Here is a 24,933-nt window from a genome sequence, read left to right on the forward strand (position 1 = left end):
CGGCGGCATCCGTCCGGCGGCCCGCTCCCACCGATCTGGATACACAGCCCCGGCATCCGGCTTGCCGGATGCCGACTAAGCTCTGAAGTGTTTTTGCCCTGTCTCATGGAGGATTGAATATGCTGCTGTTGTGGATACTGGTTCTGCTGCTCGGCGTCGCCTACCTGGCACACCGGCGCATCGCCGCGCTGCCCGCCCTTGGCGCAGTGGCGCTGTATCTCCTGGCGATGGGAACCCTCGGTCATGCCCCCGGCGGCCTGATGCTGGTGCTCTGGTTGTTCCTCGCGGCGGTCGCCGCCCCCCTGTTGCTGCCCGACCTGCGCCGCCGGTTGTTCACGGCCCCGCTGTTCGCCTGGTTCCGCAAGGTCCTGCCGCCGATGTCCGCGACCGAACGCGATGCCATCGATGCCGGCACCGTGTGGTGGGATAGCGAACTGTTCAGCGGTCGCCCGGACTGGAACAAGCTGCTGGCCTATCCCAAGGCGCAACTGACCGAGGAAGAGCAGGCCTTCATCGACGGCCCGACCGAAGAACTCTGCGCCATGGTCAGCGACTGGCAGATCGGCCAGGACATGGACCTGCCGCCGCAAGCCTGGGCGCATATCAAGGAGCACGGCTTCTTTGCCCTGATCATTCCCAAGGAGTACGGCGGCAAGGGCTTCTCTGCCTATGCCCACTCCCAGGTGGCGATGAAGCTGGCGACCCGCAGCGGCGACCTGGCCTCCACCGTCATGGTCCCCAACTCCCTGGGGCCGGCGGAACTGCTGCTGCATTACGGTACCGAAGCGCAACGCGACCATTATCTGCCACGCCTGGCCCGCGGCGACGACATCCCCTGCTTCGCCCTGACCGGGCCACTGGCGGGCTCCGATGCCGGGGCGATGCCGGATACCGGCGTGGTCTGCAAGGGCGACTGGAACGGTGAGGAGGTCCTCGGCCTGCGCCTGAACTGGGAAAAGCGCTACATCACCCTCGGCCCCGTCGCCACCCTGCTCGGCCTGGCGTTCAAGGCTCACGACCCGGACCATCTGCTCGGTGAGCAGGAGGACCTGGGGATCAGCCTCGCGCTGATCCCCACCGATACCCCGGGCGTCGAGATCGGCCGTCGTCACCTGCCGCTGGGCGCCGCCTTCATGAATGGCCCGAACGCCGGCAAGGACGTGTTCATCCCCCTGGACTACCTCATCGGCGGCCGGGACATGCTCGGCAAGGGCTGGATGATGCTGATGAACTGCCTGTCGGTGGGCCGCTCGATCTCGCTGCCGGCGGTCGGCACCGGCGCGGCCAAGTTCACCAGCCTGGTCACCGGCCAGTACGCGCAGGTGCGCGAGCAGTTCAACGTGCCGCTGGCCGCCTTCGAAGGCATCCAGGAGGCCCTGGCACGAATCGGCGGCAATGCCTGGCTGATGGACAGTGCGCGGATGCTCACCGCCAATGCCGTGGACCTGGGCGAGAAGCCCTCGGTGCTGTCGGCCATCCTCAAGTACCACCTGACCGAACGCGGCCGCGAGTGCATCGGCCACGCCATGGATGTCCACGGCGGCAAGGGCATCATCATGGGCCCCAACAACTACCTGGGCCGCAGTTGGCAAGGTGCGCCGATCTTCATCACCGTCGAAGGCGCGAACATCCTCTCGCGCAACCTGATGATCTTCGGCCAGGGGGCGATTCGCTGCCATCCGTTCGTGCTCAAGGAAATGGCCCTGGCCGCCCGCGAGGACCACGACCAGGCACTGAAGGAGTTCGACGGCTTGTTGCTGCGGCATATCGGCTTTGCCGTGGGCAATGCCGGCAGCAGCCTGCTGCTGAACCTCGGGCTCGGACACTTCGAAGCGGCACCGGGCAACCGCCTGAGCCAGAAATATTTCCGGGCCCTGAATCGCCAGGCGGCGGCCTTCGCCCTGCTGGCAGACCTGAGCATGATGCTGCTCGGTGGCGAGCTGAAACGCCGCGAGCGGTTGTCAGCCCGCCTGGGCGATGTGCTCAGCCACCTGTATCTCGGCTCGGCGGCGCTCAAGCGTTATCACGACCTGAACTCGCCGCAAGCACTCGACCCGCTGCTGGCCTGGGCCCTGGAAGAAAGCCTCGGCCATGCCGAACGGGCCCTGGACGAACTGCTGCGCAACTTCCCAAGCCGAATGCTCGGTTGCCTGTTGCGGGTCATCGTGTTCCCGTTCGGCCGCCGGCATACCGGGCCGTCGGACGCCCTCGACGCCGAAGTCGCCGCCGTGCTGGGCCGAGCCAAGGGCGATCCGGCCCTGGAAGCGATCCTCGCCGGCTGCTATCGCCCGCAAGCGGCGGACGATCCGGTGGGTGCCCTGCAGCAAGCCCACGACCTGTTGGCCGCCAGCCATGAAGCGCAGAAAAAACTGCACACGGCACTCAGGAGCGGCCAGCTCGCGCCGGCCCCCGGGGAATCGGCGATCGATGCGGGCCTGGAAGCCGGAGTGCTGCAACCACGCGAGGCGCAAGCCTTGCGCGAAGCCGAAGCGGCACGGCGCAGGGTGATCGACGTGGACGACTTCAGCAAGGAGGAACTGAGCCCGAGCGCGGGCAAGGTGCGCTGACAGCCCAGCGGCCGGCGACGCTCCGTCCGTCGCCCAGCCTCGCCCGACGGGACAACAGGCGTGCGGAGCTTTATACTCCCGCGCCTGTTTTATTCTTGAGGCCCCTGCCATGTCCAACGTACTTGCCGATCATCTGGTCCTGCTCGACCACCTGCGCAGCATCCTGGTCGCCGTCGGCGAAGCCGAACAGGTGCCCGAGGAAAGCCACGCGTTGTTTCTGGAGCGCTTCGATGAACTGCGCGCGCAACTGCCGGTCGATCCGATCGAAAGCCAGTACCTGGGCCAGGACCTGCTGTGCCAGGTGATCCAGCGCTACCCGCAGATCGCCCATCTGGTCCCGCGCGACCTGCTGTGGTTCTTCGGCGGCGATTGCCTGCACTACATGCCCGACGAGGAACTGGACCTTTACCAGGCCCTGGAAGAGCGCCGCTACGAAGCCGAACAGAACGACGAGCCGTTCGACTGGAACCAGGAAAAGCAGTTGCTGGCGCTGTCGGATCAGGACAGCAAGCACTGATTTCCCGCCTCCCCTCTCCGAGGGTCAATTGCGCCCCGTGGCCTGACGCCGCCCTGTAGGAGCCGGGCTTGCCCGCGAAGAGGTCCTTGAGGACACTAAAAGCTTGGCGGGCAAGCCCGGCTCCTGCAAGGCCCGTTGCGCCTCCCGGGTCAAGGTGATACCGAGGCCTGGGCGGATTTAAGGGTCGGCTCCCGCGCCAGGCACTCCACCAGATAATCGATGAACACCCGCAACTTCGGCGACAGGTAGGGCGTCGGCGGATACAGCAGCCACAGCCCGCCATGGTAGGACGCGAGGAAAGTCCATTGCGGCAATACCTGCACGATCTCGCCCCGCTCCAGGGCATGTTTGGCCGTGAAATACGGCAGGCTGCCAATGCCGATATGCTGCCGTACCGCGTCCAGCCGCACCCCCGTATGATTGGCCGCATAGCGCCCGCGCACGCCAACCGTCACCGTCTTGCCACCCCGCCTGAATTTCCAGCGCGAATCGTTGGGCGTATCCCCCAGATAGATGCAACTGTGCTCCAACAGGTCATGGGGATGCCGCGGCGTCCCGTGCTCGGCCAGGTAGTGCGGGGTCGCGCACAGCAGGTGCTCGATGGGCATCAACTGGCGCCCCACCAGCCCCACCGGTGGGTGATCGGTGATGCGCAGGATCAGGTCGACATTGTCCTCGATCAGGTCGACGGGACGGTCTTCAAGAATCATCTGCACGTCGACCTGTGGATAACGTCGCAGAAACGCCGGCATGTGCGGGTGCACCACGAAGCGCCCCACCGCCTTCGGCACGCTGACGCGCACCAGGCCTTGCGCCTCGTCGGTGTACTGACCGCTGATCTCCATGACCGAGCGGGCCGCATTGACCATCTCCCGGCATCGCTTGAAAGTCTCCTCGCCGCTTTCACTGAGGCGCAGCTTGCGCGTGGTGCGCTGCAGCAGTCGGGTTGCCAGGGCCTTTTCCAGGCGGGCGATCGAGCGGCTGACGGCCGAAGGTGACGAGCCGAGCTGACGGGCCGCCTCGGAGAAACTGCCAGTCTCGACCACCTTGACGAAAATCGCCATTTCGCCGAGCAGTGCCAGGGGTGGATTCATGCTCATGACGCACAGGTCCATTGAGATTTGAGTGGATTATCACATGTCCAGGCCATTTTTATACTGGCCACCGACAAGGCTGATCAGCGCCCCGCCCCTCAACGACTGCCCCGTGGAAACCGTCATGCACTCCCAGTACCTCCCTGAATTCATCGCCCTGGCGACCATCCATTTTCTCGCCGTGGTCGCCCCCGGCCCGGACTTCGCCGTGACCATCCGCCAGAGCGTACGCTTCGGTCGGCTGGTCGGACTGCTCACGGCCATCGGCATTGGCGCCGGCATCTCGGTGCATGTGCTGTACACGCTGCTGGGCGTCGGCGCATTGATGAACAGCGCACCCTGGCTGCTGCATGTCGCCAAGGTCATCGGGGCCGGCTACATCCTCTACCTGGGCCTCAACCTGCTCAGGAGCAAACCGCAGGCGGCCCGGGCGGACATCGCCGCACAGGCGACGGATGGAGCGCCGCGCCAGGGCCTGTTCAAGGCCTTTTCAACCGGTTTCCTGACCAACGCCACCAACCCCAAGGCGACGCTGTTCTTCCTGGCGATCTTCACCACGGTGGTCAGCACCTCGACACCGCTGCAGATCCAGGCGCTCTATGGGCTCTGGATGTGCGCCGTCAACGCGCTGTGGTTCATCCTGGTCAGCCTGCTGTTTTCCAGCGAGCGGGTACGCCAGGCCTTCCTGAGAATGGGTCACTGGTTCGAGCGCAGCATGGGCGTCGTGCTGATCCTCTTTGCCGGGCGGCTGGTACTGTCCCTGTAAGCCCGACCGCGCCGACATGGAAGGCGTGCTGCAAGCAGATTTGCACGACAGTTGTGCGAAAAATCGACGGACAAGGGCTCCCTTATCACGCGCTCAAGGTGTTAGCTTGAACAGGTTTTTGTCTGATCGATCAGATATTTCCCACAATCCGCTTGCAAAGGAATGCCTCCTGCAATGAACTTCGCACTCAAACGACTGGCCTGCGCCACGCTGCTGGCCGGTCTCTCGGCGCTCGCCATCCCCGCCTCGGCCAACCTCAGCGCACAACAGAACGAGGCTATTCTCAAGTCCTTCAGCGACACTTCGGTCACGGATTTCCGGCAGTTCCTCGGCAGCCTGGGCAAGAGCGAGCTGGCGAAGAGCGCCAACCTGGGCCCGGCCATCAGCGCGTTCCTGGGCGACAAGAGCCTGCCCCCCGAACAGCAGAACGAGATCCACCGCCTGCTCGGCCTGTATGCACGGGTGAAGTATGGCAAGGCCGCCACCGAAACCCTGCGCGAACTGGTCGAGATCCCGACCTTTCGCGTCGACGGCGTGGAGCAGCACGACAACCCGGAGTTCATCCGGATCGCCGACAGGATCAAGAGCCTGGCACAGTCCTTCAACCTGAACTTTCGCAACATCGACAACCGCGTCTACGAAATCTCCCTCGACGGCAGCGGCAAGGAAGTCGTAGGTATTCACGCCCATGCCGACGTAGTGCCGGTGACCCCGGAGAATTGGGTCCTGAAGGACGGCACCCGCCTTGATCCCTTCAAGGTCACCCTGATCGGCGACCGCATGTATGGCCGCGGCACCGAGGATGACAAGAACGGTATCGTGGTGGCGCTCTACGCGATGAAGATCATCAAGGAAGAGAAGCTGCCGCTGGCAAGAAACTTCAAGCTGCTGATCGACACCACCGAGGAAACCAGCGGTGACGCCATCCCCTACTACTTCGAACGCAACCCGACCCCCGACTACAACCTGGCGCTGGATGGCGGCTACCCGGTGGTGATCGCCGAAAAAGGCTACGGCACCGTCATGGCCCGCTTTAGCCGGCGCGCTGCCGAAGGCCAGGGCGCCGAGATCACCGCGCTGACCGGCGGCCTGGCGACCAATCAGATCCCTTCGGCATCGGTCGCCACCCTGGTCACCGACCAGCCTGCCGAACTGGCTGCCAGCCTGCAGAAGGCCGGCGCCGAGTATGTCAGGCAACATGGCGACAACTTCGAGGTGACTGCCAAGGTTGCCGGCAAGGATGTCACGCTGACCGTCACCGGCGTTTCCGCCCACTCCTCCGAACCCGAATCGGGCGTCAACCCGGTGGCGCGGATGCTGGACTTCATCCACAGCCTGGACGGCAAGGTCGCGCTCAAGCACAACCACATCACCGATGCCGCCCGCTACGCCGCCGACAACTGGGGGCTGGACTACCTGGGCAACAAGCTGGGCGTCGGTTTTGCCGATGACTTCATGGGCCCGCTGACCACCTCGCTGACCTATGTCGGGCTGGATGAAAAGGTTCTCAAGCTGGCGGTCAACCTGCGGGTACCGAAGGGCAGGAGCCCGCAGGTGCTCAAGTCCGAAATCGCCGAAAAGCTCGAGGCCTGGAGCAGCAAGACCCATGTGGCAGTGACCTTCGACTACAAGATCGCCGAACCGATGTACCGCAACCCCGAGGGTGAGTGGGTCAAGGCACTGCTTGCGGTGGCCAGCGAGAACCTCGGCATGCCGCACAGGTTCGGCACCTCTGCCGGTGCGACTTCGGTCCATGAACTGCCCAATGGTGTGCAGTTCGGCCTGGCCCGGCCGGAGGTCAAGTACACCGGGCACACCGACAACGAGTTCAAGACGGTGGAGCAGTTCCAACTGGACCTGCAGATCGTCACCGAGATGATGGGCCGCATCGGGCAGTTGCCGAAGCTCTGATGGCATTCAGGGCCCGCGGCTACAGCGGGTCCTTTCTTCATGCAGTCCGGAACACAACCTTGCAGCACCGACCCGGCGACTCTAGGCTATGTACGAAATCGCTTGAAACTTGGTTATGCGGCGTTAAAAACCGGCTCGGAATGCTCATTTACTCCAGTAAACTCCGCTTCCTCGCCGGTTTTTGCCTTGCCTAACCTGCGTTTCAAACAATTTCGTACACAGCCTAGACCTGGTCGGTGAACACGACTCATGTCGGCCAACCAGTGCCTGTCAGTAACCCGCTTCCCGCTGATGCCGGAAGGCCAGGACATACACCGCTTCTTCCGCAGGAACAAAGCGGTAGAGTGCAACATAGCCGCCATCACCAAAAGCAATGACCAGCTCGCGCAACTCAGGTAATTCAACGAAGGGTCTACCTATGAGTGGATCCGTCCCCAGACGCATCAATTGCTGCTCAATGACTTGAGCCGCCCTGCGTGAGACCTGACGATCCTTATCCAGCAGAAAACAACGGCAACGCTCCAACCCTTCAGCGGCAACCGCCGTCACAATCAATCGTGGCACTTGGGAAGCTCCGATTCTTCCTCGGTCCCCCAGGTTTTAAGCCAGTCGCGGGTCTCGGTCCCGGTCAAATGCTGTCCCGTTTCCTGGTAGGCCCTCCATGAGGCCAACGCTTCCTGCTTGAAACTTTCCCGCGCCTCCTCTCGCTCCACATACTGAGAGATAGCTTCACGCATGATCCAGTGCGCCGAGCGTTGTCGGGCTCCCGCCAGTTGCTGGATGCGGAGCTTCAAGTCCTCATCGATCTTGATCGAGGTCGCCATGTCGTCTTCTCATATATTCATAGGTATCACCTTTGAATAAGGTAACAAGCACACTGTACCCCGTCCATTCATCCAAAAGCAGCCTGATGAACGGGTACGAGCCACTCCCGAGCCTGGCAAAAAGAAAAGGCCTACGAAATAACAAGACACATACATCTACTGCGTAGGCAGGGTCCGACTACTAGATTTGGGAGCAATTCTCCCAGGCACGGCAGGACTGCGCCGCCGGTGACAACCGACACGCGTTCGAAACAGGCTTCCTGTTTCGCCTGCAGGAGCAGTTGCTCGCAACGGCAAGGGAGGGATTGACACACAAGGAGACGACGGCATCGCGATCCGTTCGGACCACCATCAGGCGAGACACTCGTCGCCGAAGACCTGAATAACGCGCACGAACAAAAACGCCGCTCATTGCTGAGCGGCGTTTTCATTTAATTTGGAGCGGGAAACGAGACTCGAACTCGCGACCCCGACCTTGGCAAGGTCGTGCTCTACCAACTGAGCTATTCCCGCAAATGGCGTCCCCTAGGGGACTCGAACCCCTGTTACCGCCGTGAAAGGGCGGTGTCCTAGGCCACTAGACGAAGGGGACACGCTACCCGGAACACATGGTGTGTGTTACGGTGCCCAGAATCACATCCGAAGACCTGACCCTGGTTTCACTCGACCCTGCCCGAAGGCAAGACCGTTTAAAATTGGAGCGGGAAACGAGACTCGAACTCGCGACCCCGACCTTGGCAAGGTCGTGCTCTACCAACTGAGCTATTCCCGCATTGGCGTCCCCTAGGGGACTCGAACCCCTGTTACCGCCGTGAAAGGGCGGTGTCCTAGGCCACTAGACGAAGGGGACACGCTACAACATTCACTCCCTGCCGCGTTTCGCTGTGTGCTTTACGCTGCAAGTGGCGCGCATTCTATGGATGGTTCGCAGGGTCGTCAACCCCCAAAGATAAATTTATTTAAATCAATGACTTCGCCCCGCTTTGCAGCCCTTTTGGAAGCGTTCTCGCGTCCTGGGTTTGACGCCTGTATTCTGGCGCTCGACAAGACGCTATAGTCCGCCAGCCTAAATAGTGGCAATGTGCACATATCTCTGGAGAAGCACTCTGGCGCCGTGCAGCACGTCATTCGACGCTATCAGCGATAACGCCAAGCCACTACACTGATTCTGCACTACACCTTGAAGAGGTCTTAACGGTGACACCACTCATGATCACCCTGCTGGTCGCAGCCGGGATCTTTCTCCTGATCGGCATCGGCTTCCTCAACCATATGGCCGAGAACAGCAAGCTGGAAAAGGCTCGCCTCAAGGTCGAACTCGGCGATCGCCTGCGTCGTTGCGGCGAACTCACCGAAACCTTCCCCGGCCAGTTCATGAGCCCCGGGCTCAAGCTGCTGCTGACGCGCCTGGAACTCAACGTCACCCAGCGCCTGCTGAACATGGAAAAGGGCAACGAGCGCCTCAAGACCCGCATCGCCGAACTCAACGGCCTGGTTGCCCAGGGCGAATCGATCCCGATCAACAATCCAACCGCGCCGATCCAGACCGAAGCCAAGGCCAAGGACGTACGCTTCCTGCTCGAAGCCATGCACAGCCAGATCACCCGCGCCGCACAGGAAGGCTTCCTGCCCGCCAACGAGGCCAAGCAATGGATTCGCGAGGTTCGCCATATCCTGGTGCTGCTGCACATTGAGTTCTTCAACAACCTCGGGCAGCAGGCCTTGCAACAGGAACAACCAGGGCAGGCACGCCTGGCCTTCGAGCGGGGCGCGCAGTACCTGCGCAAGCAGCAGGAACCGGCGATGTATGCCGAACAGCTGCAACTGATGGAAAAACTGCTGGCCCGGGCCAATGCGCTGGTGCTGGAGACGTCCCAGCCGGCCGAGGACGATGTGAACGAGTTGACCCAGGGGCTCAAGGAAGTCGAGGCGGACTGGAAGAAGAAGGCGATCTACGACTGAGGCGGGTTGGCGGTGAGAATGGCCGCCGTTGGCGGTTCGCGGGCAAGCCCGGCTCCTGCAGGGGATGGTTGTGGTGCCAACAAGCCTTGGAGCGGAAGCTGTCCGCGAATGGGCTTTCAAGCCAGACTCATGACCTTGGAGCCCCCCAAGAGATCGAACCAGGTTCATGTTTCGACAGGCATAAAAAAACGGACACGCCAGCGTGTCCGTTTTTTTATGCCTGGAGCCAATGCCCGAACGGCATCAGGCTACCGGATTCAGCGGCTTTTCCGGGTACCAGACGTCCAGCAGCGGGCTGACTTCGACCGAGGTCAGTTCGCTGCGGCCCTTGAGCCAGGCTTCAACGGCAGCGCGCTGCTCTTCGGAAACCGAGCCACGCTTGATCAGGCAGACCAGACCGAAGTCATCGCCACCGACATAGCCCAGACCGTTGGCTTCCATGGCTTCCTTCAGGAAAGCGTCGAGGAACGCATCGATAGCCTGTTCGCTCAGGTCTTCTTTGAAATCCAGGTTCAGCTCGAAACCCAGCTCTTGAAACTCATCCACGCACAGTTTTTTGCGCAGACGCCGGGAACGGTTGGTCGCCATGAAACAATCCTCAAAAGTAATAACGGGCGGCACTTTAGCAGTTTAAGGGCGCAATTGCCCGGCTCCGTGCGCAACACCGACCGAACGGCAGGAAAAATTCGCGCGAACGCCATGGCCGGCGGCCCCCCACGAGCACCAGCCTGATGCATAATGCCGTCACTTTCATGACCGTTGAGGGCTTTTTTATCCACGCCCTCGTATTTTTCCCCTCGGCTGCAGGGCTTTATTGCACATGACCAAATCTTTACGCCCATGGCTACTCGCCAGTTTTCTCCTGCCCCTGGCACTCCCCGCTTACGCCGCTCCCGTCAACACCACCCTATCCCCCAAAGTCCAGCAGGCGATCAAGGCCAACAAGCTGCAGGACAATGCCCTGTCGCTGGTCACGCTGCCGCTCGACGGCCCCGGCACCCCGACGGTGTTCAACGCCGATGTGTCGGTGAACCCGGCCTCGACCATGAAGCTGATCACCACCTATTCCGCCCTGGAAATGCTTGGCCCCAATCACCAGTGGAAAACCGAGTTCTATACCGACGGCACCCTGAGCGACGGCATCCTCAACGGCAACCTGTACCTCAAGGGCGGCGGCGACCCCAAGCTGAACATGGAAAAGCTCTGGCTGCTGATGCGCGACCTGCGGGCCAACGGCGTGACCCAGGTGACCGGCGACCTGGTGCTCGACCGCAGTTTCTTCGTCCCACCGCAACAACTGCCGGAGTTCGACGACGACGGCAACGACGAGAACCGGCCGTTCCTGGTCAAGCCCGATGCCCTGCTGGTCAACCTCAAGGCGCTGCGCTTCGTGGCCCGCAACGACTCGGGCAAGGTGCTGGTCTCGGTCGAGCCGCCGATCGCCAGCATCCACATCGATAACCAGGTCAAGGTGATCAACGCCAAGCAGTGCAGCGGCGATGTGCGCTACAACCCGGTAACCCAGGCCGACGGTTCGACCACTGTCACCGTCAGCGGCCAATTGGCCGAGGGCTGCAGCTCGCAGACCTACCTGTCGCTGCTCGACCACCCGACCTACACCGCCGGTGCCGTACGCGCCATCTGGAAGGAACTGGGCGGCAGCATCCAGGGCAAGGACCGCCAGGACGTGGTGCCCAAGGATGCCAAGGTCCTGGCCCGCGCCTTCTCGCCGGACCTGACGGAGATCATCCGCGACATCAACAAATACAGTAACAACACCATGGCCCAGCAGTTGTTCCTCAGCCTGGGCGCGAAATTCCGCAACGATGCCGACGGCGACGACGCCAAGGCCGCCCAGCGGGTCATCCGCCAGTGGCTGGCGCAAAAGGGCATCACCGCCCCGCACCTGGTGATGGAAAACGGCTCCGGTCTGTCGCGCTCCGAGCGCGTCAGTGCACGGGAAATGGCCAGCATGCTGCAGGCGGCCTGGAAGAGCCCCTATGCCGCGGAGTTCATCAGTTCGCTGCCGATCACCGGCATGGACGGCACCATGCGCAAGCGCCTGAAACACACGGCGATGTCGGGCGAGGCGCATATCAAGACCGGCACCCTGAACACCGTGCGGGCGATTGCCGGCTTCAGCCGCGACAGCAATGGCACGACCTGGGCGGTGGTGGCGATTCTCAACGATCCGAAACCCTGGGGCGCTTCCTCGATACTCGACCAGGTTCTGCTGGACCTGTATCGCCAGCCACGGCCGGCCCGGTCCGACGACTGACGCCTCTCGTCGAAACGGTGGTGCGCCGACCGGATCCTCAGTCCTGCTCCACCATCACCCGGTCACGGCCATTCTGCTTGGCCAGGTAGACCCCAGAGTCCGCCCGCAGCAACAGGGCGTCGGCCCCTTCCCCCGCCCGCCAGCTGGCGATGCCGAAACTCGCCGTCACCTGGCCGACCCGCTCGAAGGGCGTGGCCCGCAGCCCCAGCCACAACTCCAGGGCCAGGGTCTCGGCCTGTTCGGCGTCGGTATTGGGACACAACACCATGAATTCCTCGCCCCCCAGGCGACAGAACACATCGGTGCGTCGCAGGCGATGATTGATCCGCTGGCACAGCTCCTTGAGCACCCGATCGCCTTCGGCATGACCGTACTGATCGTTGATGCGCTTGAAATGATCGATATCGAGCATGATCACCGCCAAGTGGTCAGACCCACGCTGCACCCGCGCCAGCTCGACCCGTAGCCGTTCCTGGAAGTAGCGCCGGTTGTAGATGCCGGTCAGAGAATCGGTGACCGACAGCGCCCGCAGCTCCTCCTCGACCCGCTTGAGATCGGAGATATCCGAGAGGTAGCCGTGCCAGAGCACGGCGCCGTCGGGCAGGCGTTCGGGCGTGGCCTCGCCACGCAACCAGCGCAGCCCACGGGTGGGCAGCAGCACGCGGAATTCCTCGCGCCAGGGGCTGAGCTGCCCCGCCGAAACCTGGATCGAAGCCCGCAGCGGGTCCAGGTCATCCGGGTGTACCCGCTCGAACGCCGGCTCGGCATCCTCCTGCAGGCGTTGGGTATCGACCTCGAACATATCCCCGGTGCCGGCGCTGACATAGACGAAATGCGCACTGCCGTCGAGATTGAGCTGGTACTGATAGATGCTGCCGGGCACGTTGGCACTGAGCTTTTCCAGCAACAGGTCACGGCCGCGCAATTGCGCGGTGCGCTGCTCCACCAGGCGCAGGGCGCGCTGGCGCTGGCTGACCAGGTTGTACAGCAAGGCACTGAGCAGCACGCTCAGGAGCCCACCCAGTACCCCCAGGCTGACCACCGACGAATGATTGGACTGCATGAAGGCTTCGCTGGGGTTGAGGGTCACCTGGTAATCGCGATCGGCCAGCCGCAACAGGCGTACGGCCACCAGTGCACTCTCCGCCGGCGGATTGAGCGACTGGTACAACAGCTCGTGCTCGGCGGCGGTCGACAGGTCGAGAATGCGCACCGACAGATTGTCGTGGCTCTGCTCCGGCAAGCCGTCGGCCACCAGTTGGCGCATGCTGATCACCGCCAGTACGTAGCCAAGGGGCCCCGGTTGCGGCTGCCCGACGGTGGCCGACATGACCACCGGAGCCACCAGCAAGGCCCCACGGGCGTAATCCGGCTCGACGCCTACCAGGTTCAACGGCGGCGAAATCGCCATGAGGCCAGATTGGCGGGCACGCTCCAGGGTCTCCCGGCGCTGGGGTTGCGCCAACAGGTCATGACCCAGCGGCGAGCCGAGGGAGCTTTGGGTCTCGCTGTAGAGCACCGGCACGTACTCGTCCCGTACGCTCGCCGGACGCAGGCGCCCCTGGGCATCGAGCTCCCGGATGGAAAAATCGCCGAACCCCTCGGCCCGGACCCGCCGCTCGAACAGTTTGCGTGCACTGCCTCCGACCCGTGGCGCCCAGGCATAGGCCTGGGTGCGCAGCAGCAGCGGCCGGGCATAACCGGCGAACTCGCGGCGCGACACCACATCGGAATTGACGAAAAAGCGCCGCAGGCTGTCGAGCCGCTGCACCTGATCGTCGAAGCGCTCCTCGATACGGCTGAAACGCTCGCTGGCCAACAGCTCGAAACGCTGCTGCAACTGGCGCTCATAAAGACCGCGGGTCCCAACGGCCAGCAGCAGCGTCAGCAGCCCACCGCCGAGCAGGACCAGCACGGCGACCAGCCACGCGGAGGCATCCTCGCTGATAAAGCCAAGAATCTTGGGGCGTACGGCATGCGACGACATAGGCGACAACTCATCACGCCGGCGTGTTTACATCACTTTGGCTTCGACTGAGTTATAGCTATTAGCCAGTAGATTAGCCAGCCCCGGAGCCCGGAAAAACCGGACTCCGGGGCTGCTGACGGATCAGCGGGCGGTGATCTTCCAGGCGCGGTGGATCCTGCTGTTGCGGGCGAAGTCCGGGGCGACGGTCTGGCTGCTGATTTCCTCGACGGCATAGCGCGCGCTGATGTTCTCCTCCAACTGGAACTTGCGGAAGTTGTTGGAGAAATACAGCACGCCACCCGGCGCCAGGCGAGCCATGGCCAGGTCGAGCAGTTGCACATGGTCGCGCTGGACATCGAACACGCCTTCCATTCGCTTGGAGTTGGAGAAGGTCGGCGGGTCGATGAAGATCAGGTCGAACTCGTCGCGGTTGCCTTCGAGCCAGGCCATCACATCACCCTGCTCCAGGCGGTTCTTGTCGGAGAAGCCGTTCAGCGACAGGTTGCGTCGTGCCCAGTCCAGGTAGGTCTTCGACAGGTCGACGCTGGTGGTGGTACGCGCCCCCCCCTTGGCCGCGTGCACGCTGGCGGTCGCGGTGTAGCAGAACAGGTTGAGGAAGCGTTTGCCGGCCGCCTCCTTCTGGATCCGCAGGCGCATCGGCCGGTGGTCGAGGAACAGACCGGTGTCGAGGTAGTCGGTCAGATTGACCAGCAACTTCACCCCACCTTCGCTGACCTCGAGGAACTTGCCCTGGGCGCCCTGGCGCTCGTACTGACGGGTGCCGCTCTGACGCTCGCGACGCTTGATGATCACCCGGCTCTTGTCGACGTTCAGCGCCTGGGGAATCGCCGCCAGGGCATCGAACAGGCGAGCCTGGGCCTTTTCCGGGTCGACCGACTTGGGCGCGGCATATTCCTGGACATGCACCCAGTCGTGATACAGGTCGATCGCCAGGGAGTATTCCGGCATGTCGGCGTCATAGACCCGATAGCAATCCACCCCCTCGCGCTTGGCCCACTTGCCCAGTTGCTTGAGATTCTTCTGCAGGCGGTTGGCGAACATCTGCCCGCCTTCGCTCAGGCGCGCCGGCTCGCTGGCGGGTGCGGCCGCCTTGGCCTCGGCGCCGGCGTCGGCCAGGTCACGCTCGACCTGGCGCTGCTCGGCGGTACGGCGTTCGCCGGTGACGAACTGGTCGGGACGTACCTTGATCAACAGCAGCTTGCACGGCAACGCACCGTTCCAGAACGCGTACTGCTTGTGGCTGCGGATGCCCATGCGCTTGCCCAGGTCCGGCGCGCCGGTGAATACCGCCGCCTCCCAGTTCAGGCAGGCCTGGCGCAGGCGCTCGCCGAGGTTCTGGTAGAGATAGAGCAGGCTTGCCTCATCGCCCAGGCGCTCGCCGTAAGGCGGGTTGCAGATCACCAGGCCCTTCTGGTTCTGGTCCGGGCGCGGTTCGAAGGTGCCGACCTCGCCCTGGTAGATCTTGACCCAGTCGCTCAGGCCGGCCCGCTCGACGTTGTTGCGCCCCGGCTGGATCAGCCGCGGGTCGGCTTCATAACCGCGAATCCACAGCGGTGGCCTGGCCAGGCCCGCTTCGGCACGGGCGGCGGCCTCGGCATGGACTTTTTTCCACACCGCCGGCACATGCCCCAGCCAGGCATCGAAGCCCCAGTGGGCACGATTGAGATTCGGCGCGATATCGGCGGCGATCATCGCCGCTTCCACCAGGAAGGTGCCCACGCCGCACATCGGGTCGGCCAGGGCACCCCCTTCGGCGGCGATCCGCGGCCAGCCGGCCCGGATCAGCACCGCGGCCGCGAGGTTTTCCTTGAGCGGCGCGGCGCCCTGCTGCAGGCGGTAGCCGCGCTGGTGCAGGCTGTGCCCGGACAGGTCGAGGGAGAGAATCGCCTCGCCACGGTCGAGGCGCAGGTGGATGCGCAGGTCCGGGCTGACCTTGTCGATGGTCGGGCGCGCGCCGGCCGGCGTGCGCAACTTGTCGACGATCGCGTCCTTGACCTTGAGGGCACCGAAGTGGCTGTTGTCGATACCCGAACCGTGACCGCTGAACTCCACCGCCAGGCTGCCATCAGCCAGCATGTGGTCCTGCCAGTCGACATCCAGTACGCCCTGGTAGAGGTCCTCGGCGTTTTTCATCGGGAACCGCTTGAGCACCAGCAGCACGCGGTTGGCCAGCCGTGACCAGATGCACAGCCGGTAGGCCGTCTCCATGGTGGCCTGGCCACGAATGGCCGAGGTGTGCTCGCGCGCCTCCTCAAGGCCAAGCCCGACGGCTTCCTCAAGGAGCAGGCCTTCGAGACCTTTGGGGCAAGTGAGGAAGAGTTCGTAACGATCCGACATGGGAATTCCAGGGCCTTGAGCAGTCAATGAACGGACGACGCATCGCCCGCTCGGTTTCGATCGGACACTTTTCTCGAAGAGTGCCCGTGTGGCGCATCATTACGCCGTTCCACCCCGGCTGATTCCATTTCCCGGCGGCTTGAAAAAGCACGGGATAAAAGGAATTGGACGCCGGAGCAGTTCAATCTTTCCGTAACAAAAAGTCACATCGTGACCCTTCGTCGAATAATACCTGAGTACAACGGGTCGGTATTCGCAGGGGCGAATCAAACTCGTTGTTCATGCAAGGGCTGATCATAGCTGGATTTTCTGCCGTCAGCCGAGCAACTGGCCAGCCGATCTTATCGCCCTAACACTCATATCGTTACGTCCTTATGACAAAACGATCATTCACACGCCCCTGCGCATTGGTTAGAAATCAACTCAGGTTGACGTCGTAATGGCGTCAACAACCCGCCCCAGCCGAAACTCGCCGACCAACGCGTGCGGGTTGTTTCGTGCGGAGCGGAGCCCGCCACGCCGGCAGCGGGCACCAAGCAGATGCAGAGCAATGCAATCTGCGCGACCTCGACGGAGGTCGACGGGACATATAACAGTCAACCAGTGAGGGCAACACCCTATGAGAAGACTCAAGCGTGATCCGTTGGAAAGAGCGTTTTTACGCGGATATCAGTACGGCGTTAACGGCAAATCCCGTGAGCTTTGCCCCTTTACTCTACCGTCGGTACGCCAAGCCTGGATCAACGGCTGGCGCGAAGGACGTGGCGACAACTGGGACGGTATGACCGGCACCGCGGGCATCCACAGACTCAACGAACTTCACGCTGTCGGCTGATCAGGGCGCATTCCGACACCACAATCCGAGCATGACGATTCAACCAAGCGCGCCCCATCCGGGCGGCGGGCTTCGGCCCAGGGGCTCCAGGTGGAGCCCTTTTTAATGCCCGCGATTCACCTCCCCGGCGCCTTCAGCGACGATAGGCCGCGATAGCGTCCACCGACTCGCGGATCAACGCCGGGCCCTTGTAGATGAAGCCCGAATACAACTGCACCAGGCTCGCACCGGCGGCGATCTTCTCAGCCGCGTGCTCGCCCTCGGTGATGCCGCCTGCGGCGATGATCGGCAGGCGGCCCGCCAGCTCCGCCGCGAGCACCTTGACCGTATGCGTGCTCTTCTCGCGCACCGGCGCACCGGACAGGCCGCCGGCCTCGTCACCGTAAACCAGGCCCTCGACACCGACCCGGCTCAGGGTGGTGTTGGTGGCGATCACCGCATCCATGCCCGACTCCAGCAGCGCCTGGGCCACCAGTACGGTTTCCTCATCGGTCATGTCCGGGGCGATCTTGATCGCCAGGGGCACATGCTTGCCATGCTGCGTGGCCAGTGCCTGCTGGCGCTGGTGCAGGGCTTCGAGCAACTGCTTGAGCGAATCACCGAACTGCAGGCTGCGCAGGCCCGGGGTGTTCGGCGAGCTGACGTTGACCGTGACGTAGCTGGCATGGGCGTAGACCTTGTCCAGGCAGATCAGGTAGTCGTCGACCGCCCGCTCCACCGGCGTATCGAAGTTCTTGCCGATGTTGATCCCGAGGATGCCGCTGTAGCGCGAGGCACGCACCCGGGCCAGCAGGTTGTCCACGCCCAGGTTGTTGAAGCCCATGCGGTTGATGATCGCCTCGGCCTCGGGCAGGCGGAAGATCCGTGGCTTGGGGTTGCCCGGCTGTGGCCGCGGGGTCACCGTGCCGATCTCGACGAAGCCGAAACCGAGCTGGGAGAAACCGTCGATGGCCGCACCGTTCTTGTCCAGGCCGGCGGCCAGACCTACCGGGTTGGGGAAGTTCAGCCCCATGACGGTCACCGGGCTCGAGGCCGGTGCCTTGCACAGCAGGCCGTTGAGTCCCAGGCGACCGCCCGCACCGATCAGGTCCAGGGACAAGTCGTGGGAAGTTTCCGGGGAAAGTTTGAACAGCAGCTGGCGGGCCAGGTTATACATGGGCGGACATGACTCGGATGGCGGCGAATTGAACCGGTGATTATAGCCGGGCCGCCCCCTGACAAGCGAGGTCACCAGTCCGCGTTTTCCCAACTATCGTCAGCGGGTGGCTGGAACACCTCCTGCATATAGCGACTGATGAACAGGCTGGCGCCAAACAGCCGGGTCATCACCTCGCGCATCTCGCGTTCCTGTGCCGAGCCCGCCAAACCCTCCTCCTTGAAGCGCGCCAGGACCTGCCCGACCACTTTCACCTGTTCATTGAGGGTGTGGTAGTCCGGCCGGCCTTCGTCACTGCTACGGTAGCCGCTGATGAACCGCACGATCGCCGGCCCACCCGCTCCCGCCAGTTCCAGCACCTGTCGGTAGAAGTCCTCGAAGCCCGGCCCGGGCGGCTGGGCGGCGACCAGCCGTTGCTCCAGGGACGACACCGGGTCGGCGGCGGCAGCAGAAATCGACGGGTTGCCTTCAATCCGCATCGTCGGCTCCCATCGGTGGCGGCAGATCGCTCCCGGTGAATGTCGCGACCAATCGCGCCAGGGCCTGCCGCGCCTGCTCATCCAGTTCGCGCACGCTGTCGGGCAGGCCCGCCAGGCGGCTCAGCACCCGCGGTGCCAGTTGCTCACGAGCTGCTTCAAGCTCGAACTCGAACAGTTGCTCGCCCAGACGGACCACATACCGTTCCTGATCGGAGAACTCGAACTTGACCGAAACCACACCCAGGCGCTCCAGTTGCTCACGCAAGACCGCCACTCGCCCTCGACAGCGCAAGGGCAACAGCACCTGCAAGGTCATCCGCGTGGTATCGGCCTGCTCCGCCAGCCACTGTTCGAGCATCTGGTCGAACCAGCGCGGATCGTCCAGCAGGGACTTCAGCAACTGTCGGAGCGTCTCGGCCATCTGCCCATGCAACTGGTCGGCCAGACGCCGCGACTCGCACAACCCGCGGGCCAGGTCGACCGCCGCCTGCATCACGCCCTCGCCGTACCCTTCGGCAAAGGCCGAGGCCTGGATAGCCTCGACTTGCGCCTGGGCCTCATCGAGCAGATCACGGGCACGGCGGCGGGCCTCGAGTTCCAACGCCCGGCAGCGACGGGCAGTCGCCAGTTCCTGGCGGGTGATGTGCACGCGCTCGCCCGCAGGCAACACGTCGAGGCTACGAATGGTGTCGAACATGTTGCACCGCCAGGAAAAACAGCGTGGGATCGGGCCGTACGACCGGCAAGCGGGCCTGCCAGGCAACCACCGTTTCGGGGAACAGCAGCCGCACTCGCTCGCTCAGCGCCGCGGGCAGTTCCTCGCTGAACGCCAACAGCTCGGCCAGCCCCACACCCTCCACCTGCTCCAGCAGCGGATGGTCGACGCTCAGCGCCCATGCCCGTCGGGGGCCGATCGCGCGCCGGGCGAAGTCACGCTCCTGCGCGGACAACAAGCCCATCCGCGCGCCCCGCGCCAGCTCCGGCCACAGGCGCTGCGCGCCCATCAAGCGGGCGATCTGCGGCAAATGCCGCCACTGCCGAATCCACACGCGACTGAACGAGCCAGGCGCGGGCAACGACATGGGCAGTTGCAGCCCCTCCAGCAGTATTCGGTTGAGTGCCTGCCGTGCCGGTTCGCCCGTGAAAGCCTCGGGCAGGTGCAGGCGTCCGGCGGCAAGATAGTCCAGCGGCTGCCAGAGAATCCGCCGCAGGCATTGGTCCAGTTCGCTCATGGCCGTACCTGCCGGGTGCGCATGTGATGGAACCAGCCGGCGGTGGCGAGCAATCCGAGAAAGGTGACCAGGAGCACACCGGCAATCCACCAGCCGCCGCCGGGCGGCTCGACGGCTGCCGGCGCCACATGCTGGATAGGCTCGCGCCGACTGAGTACCACGGAAATGTGTTCGTATTCCAGCGCGGCGAAGCTGTTCTTCAACAGGCGCTTGATATCGCTGATCAACAGGCCCGGCTCGACGTCACGCTCATGCACCGCCAACGCCGAAAGATGCACCGGCGCGGCCTTGCGCCCGCCGTCGCCGGCATCCAGGTCATAGCTGACGTGCACCCGGGCCGAGACCACGCCTTCGAGCAGGCTCAGGGACTGCTCCAGGCGCTGTTCCAGGGCGGAGTAGAGCCGGGCCTTTTCCGCCCTGGGCGAGGCGACCAGGGAGTCGGCCGGAAACAGCTCGGCCACCTCCAGCCGCGGCCTGGAGGGCAACGAGTAGAGGTTGAGCAGGTCCACCGCGGCCGGGAAGTCGACCTGGGCCACGCTGACACTGTAGCCGGCCTTGCCGTTGTCGTGCTTGACCACGCCGATGTTGTTGCGCTGCAGCACCGCCAGCACTTCATTGGCCTGTTGCTGGTCAAGGCCTTCGAGCAGCGCCGGCTGGCGACAACCCGCCAGGCCCAGGCACAGCAGCAACCATACCCAGGGTTTCATGACGCACGCAGCAGGGTTTCTGCCGTGCCCACGGCCTTGCGCACCAGGACGCTCAGCAGGTTGATATCGACGGTGTGCTGCGCGAGCTGCTCCTGCAGTTGTGCCAACCTTTCCGGGTGGGTGACATCGGGGCTGGCCAGTATCTGCCGGATACTCTCGACCCGCTCCGCCGAGCCCACCGCAGCGCCGGCAAACGCCTCGATAAGGCGGGCCTCCAGGGAGACCGCCGAGCTTTCCCCGGCGCTGCGCAGCTCGACCATCGCCACCTGCTCGACAAGGCCAACGGTCGGAATCGAATTGGACATGGCATCCCTCGCAAAGGCCGGCGCTCGGCACCGGCCGGTTCGGTAACGGAAGATCAGCGCGCCGCCTGGATGGTCGACATGTCGATATCCTTGAAACCCTTGGTGGTGTTGGTCTGGACGTTGCGGAACACGGTGTAGGAGGAAAAGGCCGTCTGGTAGGCGGCCAGCAGGCCGGGGTTCGACGGGTCATCCTTGAGTTTCTCCAGGGTCTGGTCGAGGATATCCTTGAGCTCCTTGGCGCCACTCTCGAAAGCTTGCGCCTGCCTGCCCAGGAAATCGTCGGGAAAGTCGATCGGAGTTGGGGTACTCATTCATCACCTCACGTGTTGCGTCGTTGGAAAATGCCAGGACGAATGGCCGGCCTTGATGTAGCCCCCGGGCCCTGCCTGAAAAGAGCGGCCCTTGAACGGATCGTCACGAAGCTCGATATCGAAGCGCACGCTGCGGCTGCCCCAGCGCCGGTAGAACTCATCGACGAAGCGCCGGGCCTGCTCGCGCTCGGCATCGCGCAGATCACCGGAAACCTTGAACAGCGTGCCCTCGCCCTGGCCGACCCGCTCGAACGGCAGCCCCAGTTGCTCCAGGCCACGGGCCGCCAGAATGGCGGGCAGGCCCTGATCCAGCCCCTCGAAGTCCACCTGCCGCAGGTACGCGGCCTCGCCCAGCAGCAGCCGCGAGACCTGCTGCCGGAGTTCGGCATCGGGCTGGACGTCGGCACCATGCAGTACCCGCACGCTGGCCGGCTGCGACAGGTCGACCCGCAACACCTTCAAGGCCGGCACCCGTTCGGCCAGCAACGACTCCAGGCGCCGGCCTTCCTCCAGTACATCCAGCACCGTGCTGGAGATGCGCTGCCGCATCAGTACCTGGCGGCTCCAGCCCGCATCGTGCACCGAGGTCACGAACACATAGACCCGCTCATCGCGCCCCTGCAGAACCTGGGTTGCCTCGCGGGTGCCGGCGACCAGCGCGGCGATATCCGCCCGGGGACGCTCCATCGGTACCGACGAGACGGCCGCACAGACCGCCAGCAGGATGAACAGCAAGACCGTGGCGACCACCTTCCTGAGCCACGGCCGCCCGTCACGGGCAATGCCCGGCGGCCCGCTCGGCAGCGCGCCATCGAACAGCCCCGGCATCCAGGGCTCGCTCTCGGGCCGCAGGGCGACGACCAGCTCGCCGATCCGCTCGCAGCGCTGGAACGCCACCTCGCGCAATTCGACCTCGTCGCCGAGAATGCGCAGGCTCGCCCCCTGCGGGTCGAGCAGTACCTCGAAGTTGCAACCCCGTCGTTCGAGAGGAACGAAGATCGCTTCATCGGGCACGGCGGCGACCAGGTCATTGTCGCCGAGCAGCTCGGCAGCACCGACGATGAACAGCGTGCGGCTGTTGCAGAGCCTGAACTCGCACCCTTGCAACAGGCCACTGCCCACTCGCAACACGCAGGGTAAAAAGGGGTTATCCGACATCACTACCCTCTTCGATAGGGAAAGCGTCGGTGGATGTTAGCCAGCCCTTTCCGGCCGATCCTGATCGCCCCACCGTCGTTGTCGGAATATTCCAATCAGAATCGCGCGCCACTCACGGCACCAATACCCGATAGAAACGCCAGACCTTGCGCGCATAGCGCTCGCGGGCGGCCTGGCGATTCTCGGCGCTGCCGGCGTTGTAGGCACCCACGGCGTCCCAGCCGTAGCCATGGCGATCGATGAAACGTGCCAGGATCGAGGCCCCGACCCACACGCTCAGGCAAGGCTCCTCCAGCAGACGCTGCTCGGTAATCCCCTGCTCGGACAACCGCGGCAGGTGCAGGCTGTTGATCTGCATCAGGCCGATATCGCGGCTGCCATCCGGGTTGTGGTTCATCGCCCGAGGGCGCAGGCCGCTCTCCACATGGGCGATGGCGTACAACAGTTCCGGCTCGATACCATGGCCGCGCCCGGCACTCTCCCAGCAGAACGCCGGTGCCGAGCCCGCCCACGCCAGCAGCCACCAGGCAATGCGCCTGGGCCTCATGCCCGGTGTGGCGGCTGCCCTGCCACCGCATCCGCCGGCGGCGCCAACTGCGCACAATGGGCCAGGATGGCAGCGTACTGGTCACGCAGCACCGGATGTTCATCGGCCTGTTCCTCCAGCACTTCGCGGGTCATGGCCAGAGCCAGCCGGGGATCGCGGGCAAAGGCGATGCGGATGCGCATCAGTTGGGCGGGCATCGAGGTGGGGTCCTGCCGCAACGCCGAGTCCAGGCACTCCAGCGCCCGTTCATCACGCCCGCCAAACCAGTGATGCCAGCCGTGCAGGTAGTGGATATCGGCCCGCTCGCAGCCCGGCAGACAGCGCTGGAACAACGCCTGGGCGGCCTCGTCGCAGCCTTGCAGGCTGGTGACCAGGGCCAGACGTGCCAACGCTTCCCGATTGCCCGGCTCCAGTTGCAGCGCCCGGGCCAGCGCCTCGCGGGCGTTGCCCAGCGCCGTCTGCTGGTCGACCAGCCCCAGCAGCGACAGCGCCAGGTACGCGTCGGCCACTCCCCACCAGGGCGGAACGTAAGTCGCATCCATCTGCAGGCACTGGCGAAAATAGAGCAGGGCCTCGCGCACGCTTTGCGGAGTGTGCCGCTGCAAACCGTACACGCCCTTGAGAAAGGCCAGGGCCAGGGGGTAGGAGGAACACCCGTCGACGGCCGGGCGCACCTCGGGCAGGTGCTGAGCCACCAGCGAGACCATCGACCTGAGCAGTTCGTCCCTGCTGCCCTGGATGGCTACGGGCCCATACACGAGATAGTGCCCGTGGCCCCGGATCAACTCCACCGACGCCTCCCACTGCTCGCCGCGGACCTCAAAGCGCCCACTCAGGTAGTAGTCGGGCGCCAACTGCTCCATCAATTGCCGGGTATCGACCGCCCCCGGCCCCGGCAGGGTCAACGCCGCCGGCAGAATTCTGAGGGTTGCGTCGAATGCCGTCTTCAACTGGCGAATGGTCGCCTCCTGCAGATTCGACGCCGCCAGTTCATCCGCCTGACGAAACGGCAATACCGCCAGCGACGGCCCCGCCGGATAATCACCCGGCGCAGGCGCCAGCGGCGCCACCGCCGCGTTGAAACGGTAGCCCTTGCCATACACGGTGGTGATATAGCCGCGCCCCGGCCCGAGCAGTTTGCGCAGGGCATAGATACAGCGCGTCAACGACTCCTCGGCGGCGTCGCTGCCGGCCCACACGCAATCCAGCAGATGGTCCTTGGTCACCAGCCGGCCGGCACGGCCGAGCAGCAGACGCAGGACATGCAGCTCCTTGGGCGGCAGGTGCACGCCCTTTCCATTGCGCAGCAGCACGCCATCGCCTTGCAGCAGCCACTCGCCGAACGCGAAGGATTGTTTCAGGAAGTTTTCAGTGGCAAGGCCCATATCGAGCTAGAAACCCCTATGCAGATCGACTGACATTCGGAAACGGGACCCGGGGAGCCCAGGCCCGTCACGAAGAACCCAGCGACTATAGAAATTTGACCAACAACATTCCGTAGGACGTTTCTCCATAAAAACAAGAAAAACACCACAAGCTTTGAGGAGTGAAAAAACTTCAGGCAGCGGCAGAGCACAAACGACAGAAAAGTCGTTACGAACCGTCGACCTTTTCCTCGATTTTCCTGCGCTGCCGGGCATTTCCTACAAGCCGGCACACATCCGCGATGGTGCGCCAGCCGGCCACGCCCTCCTCGGGCAAGTCGATCTCGAACGCCTCGTTGAGCAGCAGCGCCATCTCGATGATGCCCATCGAATTCAGGTACAGGTCCTCGATCAAGCGCGACTCCAGCAGGACCTTGCGCCGCTCCAGTTGAAAGTGGCCCGCCAGCAGCACCACCACCTGTTGTTCGATGAAGTGCTCGCAGTGGCCTGGTGTCAGATAGCTCATCGGTTGTTTCTCCAGGGCAGGACGAAGCCTGCGGAGCAGGTCGCGGGCTTCGTCTTCGAGAAGGTAT

General features: G+C 63.8%; 24 protein-coding genes and 4 tRNA genes. 7 read left to right on the top strand and 21 right to left on the bottom strand.

Going from position 1 to position 24,933, the window contains the following annotated elements:
* Window positions 1-119 precede the first annotated feature (119 nt).
* Together ACMGT0_RS23625 and ACMGT0_RS23630 are read left to right on the top strand one after the other, a co-directional pair.
* Entirely contained in the window at window positions 120-2,567 is a 2,448-nt protein-coding gene (locus ACMGT0_RS23625; protein ID WP_416770047.1) for an acyl-CoA dehydrogenase, read from the top strand.
* Between the two features lie 109 nt (window positions 2,568-2,676).
* Window positions 2,677-3,084, top strand: coding sequence for a PA2817 family protein (locus ACMGT0_RS23630; RefSeq protein WP_017905788.1), 408 nt, complete (start codon window positions 2,677-2,679; stop codon window positions 3,082-3,084).
* Between the two features lie 149 nt (window positions 3,085-3,233).
* Here the strand turns inward: ACMGT0_RS23630 and ACMGT0_RS23635 are convergent, their stop codons facing one another.
* Window positions 3,234-4,184, bottom strand: coding sequence for a LysR family transcriptional regulator (locus ACMGT0_RS23635; protein WP_054063015.1), 951 nt, complete (start codon window positions 4,182-4,184; stop codon window positions 3,234-3,236).
* A gap of 118 nt (window positions 4,185-4,302) precedes the next feature.
* Between ACMGT0_RS23635 and ACMGT0_RS23640 the strand changes: the two genes are divergently transcribed.
* Together ACMGT0_RS23640 and ACMGT0_RS23645 are read left to right on the top strand one after the other, a co-directional pair.
* On the top strand, window positions 4,303-4,944 hold the full coding sequence (locus tag ACMGT0_RS23640; RefSeq protein WP_416770050.1) for a LysE family translocator: 642 nt from the start codon (window positions 4,303-4,305) through the stop codon (window positions 4,942-4,944).
* A 174-nt stretch (window positions 4,945-5,118) separates the two neighbouring features.
* The gene (locus tag ACMGT0_RS23645; RefSeq protein WP_416770051.1) at window positions 5,119-6,855 is read left to right on the top strand and encodes a dipeptidase; all 1,737 of its coding nucleotides are present in this window, start codon (window positions 5,119-5,121) and stop codon (window positions 6,853-6,855) included.
* A gap of 270 nt (window positions 6,856-7,125) precedes the next feature.
* On the opposite strand, the gene ACMGT0_RS23650 is transcribed toward ACMGT0_RS23645, so the two are convergent.
* The 6 genes from ACMGT0_RS23650 to ACMGT0_RS23675 all read right to left on the bottom strand — a co-directional run bounded on the left by ACMGT0_RS23650 (window position 7,126) and on the right by ACMGT0_RS23675 (window position 8,529).
* Complete coding sequence (locus ACMGT0_RS23650) at window positions 7,126-7,419, bottom strand: type II toxin-antitoxin system RelE/ParE family toxin (protein ID WP_416770053.1); 294 nt, start codon at window positions 7,417-7,419, stop codon at window positions 7,126-7,128.
* Window positions 7,407-7,679: a CopG family ribbon-helix-helix protein gene (locus ACMGT0_RS23655; RefSeq protein ID WP_054061411.1), complete on the bottom strand. Its 273-nt coding sequence runs from the start codon at window positions 7,677-7,679 to the stop codon at window positions 7,407-7,409. The genes ACMGT0_RS23650 and ACMGT0_RS23655 overlap by 13 nt, the downstream gene beginning before the upstream one ends.
* 437 nt (window positions 7,680-8,116) lie before the next feature.
* Window positions 8,117-8,192 (bottom strand) — tRNA-Gly (locus ACMGT0_RS23660).
* Between the two features lie 3 nt (window positions 8,193-8,195).
* Window positions 8,196-8,271: transfer RNA gene (locus ACMGT0_RS23665), tRNA-Glu, on the bottom strand.
* A gap of 104 nt (window positions 8,272-8,375) precedes the next feature.
* Window positions 8,376-8,451 (bottom strand) — tRNA-Gly (locus ACMGT0_RS23670).
* A gap of 2 nt (window positions 8,452-8,453) precedes the next feature.
* Window positions 8,454-8,529 (bottom strand) — tRNA-Glu (locus tag ACMGT0_RS23675).
* A 347-nt stretch (window positions 8,530-8,876) separates the two neighbouring features.
* Between ACMGT0_RS23675 and ACMGT0_RS23680 the strand changes: the two genes are divergently transcribed.
* Window positions 8,877-9,641, top strand: coding sequence for a hypothetical protein (locus ACMGT0_RS23680; RefSeq protein ID WP_081006129.1), 765 nt, complete (start codon window positions 8,877-8,879; stop codon window positions 9,639-9,641).
* A 243-nt stretch (window positions 9,642-9,884) separates the two neighbouring features.
* On the opposite strand, the gene ACMGT0_RS23685 is transcribed toward ACMGT0_RS23680, so the two are convergent.
* Complete coding sequence (locus tag ACMGT0_RS23685; RefSeq protein ID WP_017901935.1) at window positions 9,885-10,229, bottom strand: YggL family protein; 345 nt, start codon at window positions 10,227-10,229, stop codon at window positions 9,885-9,887.
* A gap of 232 nt (window positions 10,230-10,461) precedes the next feature.
* Between ACMGT0_RS23685 and dacB the strand changes: the two genes are divergently transcribed.
* Window positions 10,462-11,919, top strand: a complete 1,458-nt coding sequence (dacB, locus tag ACMGT0_RS23690; protein WP_054061413.1) for a D-alanyl-D-alanine carboxypeptidase/D-alanyl-D-alanine-endopeptidase — start codon at window positions 10,462-10,464, stop codon at window positions 11,917-11,919.
* A gap of 37 nt (window positions 11,920-11,956) precedes the next feature.
* Here dacB and ACMGT0_RS23695 read toward each other — a convergent pair whose 3' ends face one another.
* Both ACMGT0_RS23695 and rlmKL read right to left on the bottom strand, forming a co-directional pair.
* Window positions 11,957-13,906 (bottom strand): diguanylate cyclase, encoded by a 1,950-nt coding sequence (locus ACMGT0_RS23695; protein WP_054061414.1) that lies wholly within the window; start codon window positions 13,904-13,906, stop codon window positions 11,957-11,959.
* Between the two features lie 123 nt (window positions 13,907-14,029).
* Window positions 14,030-16,246: a bifunctional 23S rRNA (guanine(2069)-N(7))-methyltransferase RlmK/23S rRNA (guanine(2445)-N(2))-methyltransferase RlmL gene (rlmKL, locus tag ACMGT0_RS23700; RefSeq protein WP_054063016.1), complete on the bottom strand. Its 2,217-nt coding sequence runs from the start codon at window positions 16,244-16,246 to the stop codon at window positions 14,030-14,032.
* 619 nt (window positions 16,247-16,865) lie between these two features.
* Between rlmKL and rmf the strand changes: the two genes are divergently transcribed.
* Window positions 16,866-17,081: a ribosome modulation factor gene (gene rmf, locus ACMGT0_RS23705; protein ID WP_010448881.1), complete on the top strand. Its 216-nt coding sequence runs from the start codon at window positions 16,866-16,868 to the stop codon at window positions 17,079-17,081.
* Between the two features lie 133 nt (window positions 17,082-17,214).
* On the opposite strand, the gene ACMGT0_RS23710 is transcribed toward rmf, so the two are convergent.
* The 11 genes from ACMGT0_RS23710 to ACMGT0_RS23760 all read right to left on the bottom strand — a co-directional run bounded on the left by ACMGT0_RS23710 (window position 17,215) and on the right by ACMGT0_RS23760 (window position 24,866).
* Window positions 17,215-18,237, bottom strand: a complete 1,023-nt coding sequence (locus ACMGT0_RS23710) for a quinone-dependent dihydroorotate dehydrogenase (RefSeq protein WP_416770058.1) — start codon at window positions 18,235-18,237, stop codon at window positions 17,215-17,217.
* 71 nt (window positions 18,238-18,308) lie between these two features.
* Window positions 18,309-18,716, bottom strand: coding sequence for a hypothetical protein (locus ACMGT0_RS23715; protein WP_081006019.1), 408 nt, complete (start codon window positions 18,714-18,716; stop codon window positions 18,309-18,311).
* Window positions 18,706-19,413 carry an HrpE/YscL family type III secretion apparatus protein gene (locus tag ACMGT0_RS23720; protein ID WP_416770060.1) on the bottom strand — a complete coding sequence of 236 codons (708 nt, stop codon included), beginning with the start codon at window positions 19,411-19,413 and terminating at the stop codon, window positions 18,706-18,708. The genes ACMGT0_RS23715 and ACMGT0_RS23720 overlap by 11 nt, the downstream gene beginning before the upstream one ends.
* The gene (locus ACMGT0_RS23725) at window positions 19,394-19,948 is read right to left on the bottom strand and encodes a protein OrgA (RefSeq protein WP_054059464.1); all 555 of its coding nucleotides are present in this window, start codon (window positions 19,946-19,948) and stop codon (window positions 19,394-19,396) included. The genes ACMGT0_RS23720 and ACMGT0_RS23725 overlap by 20 nt, the downstream gene beginning before the upstream one ends.
* Window positions 19,945-20,655, bottom strand: a complete 711-nt coding sequence (locus ACMGT0_RS23730; RefSeq protein WP_054059463.1) for an EscJ/YscJ/HrcJ family type III secretion inner membrane ring protein — start codon at window positions 20,653-20,655, stop codon at window positions 19,945-19,947. Before ACMGT0_RS23730 ends, ACMGT0_RS23725 begins: the two co-directional genes overlap by 4 nt.
* Window positions 20,652-20,960: a type III secretion system inner rod subunit SctI gene (gene sctI / locus ACMGT0_RS23735; RefSeq protein ID WP_054059462.1), complete on the bottom strand. Its 309-nt coding sequence runs from the start codon at window positions 20,958-20,960 to the stop codon at window positions 20,652-20,654. Before sctI ends, ACMGT0_RS23730 begins: the two co-directional genes overlap by 4 nt.
* A gap of 53 nt (window positions 20,961-21,013) precedes the next feature.
* On the bottom strand, window positions 21,014-21,271 hold the full coding sequence (gene sctF, locus ACMGT0_RS23740) for a type III secretion system needle filament subunit SctF (RefSeq protein WP_054059461.1): 258 nt from the start codon (window positions 21,269-21,271) through the stop codon (window positions 21,014-21,016).
* A gap of 3 nt (window positions 21,272-21,274) precedes the next feature.
* On the bottom strand, window positions 21,275-22,429 hold the full coding sequence (locus ACMGT0_RS23745; protein WP_416770063.1) for a PrgH/EprH family type III secretion apparatus protein: 1,155 nt from the start codon (window positions 22,427-22,429) through the stop codon (window positions 21,275-21,277).
* A gap of 112 nt (window positions 22,430-22,541) precedes the next feature.
* Window positions 22,542-22,976 (bottom strand): transglycosylase SLT domain-containing protein, encoded by a 435-nt coding sequence (locus tag ACMGT0_RS23750; protein WP_054059460.1) that lies wholly within the window; start codon window positions 22,974-22,976, stop codon window positions 22,542-22,544.
* Complete coding sequence (locus ACMGT0_RS23755; protein WP_416770066.1) at window positions 22,973-24,361, bottom strand: winged helix-turn-helix domain-containing protein; 1,389 nt, start codon at window positions 24,359-24,361, stop codon at window positions 22,973-22,975. Before ACMGT0_RS23755 ends, ACMGT0_RS23750 begins: the two co-directional genes overlap by 4 nt.
* Before the next feature lie 208 nt (window positions 24,362-24,569).
* Window positions 24,570-24,866 carry a phosphopantetheine-binding protein gene (locus tag ACMGT0_RS23760; RefSeq protein ID WP_054059459.1) on the bottom strand — a complete coding sequence of 99 codons (297 nt, stop codon included), beginning with the start codon at window positions 24,864-24,866 and terminating at the stop codon, window positions 24,570-24,572.
* Between the last annotated feature and the right edge of the window lie 67 nt (window positions 24,867-24,933).

Source organism: Pseudomonas sp. RHF3.3-3 (assembly GCF_048069595.1).
Lineage (GTDB): Bacteria > Pseudomonadota > Gammaproteobacteria > Pseudomonadales > Pseudomonadaceae > Aquipseudomonas > Aquipseudomonas fuscovaginae_B.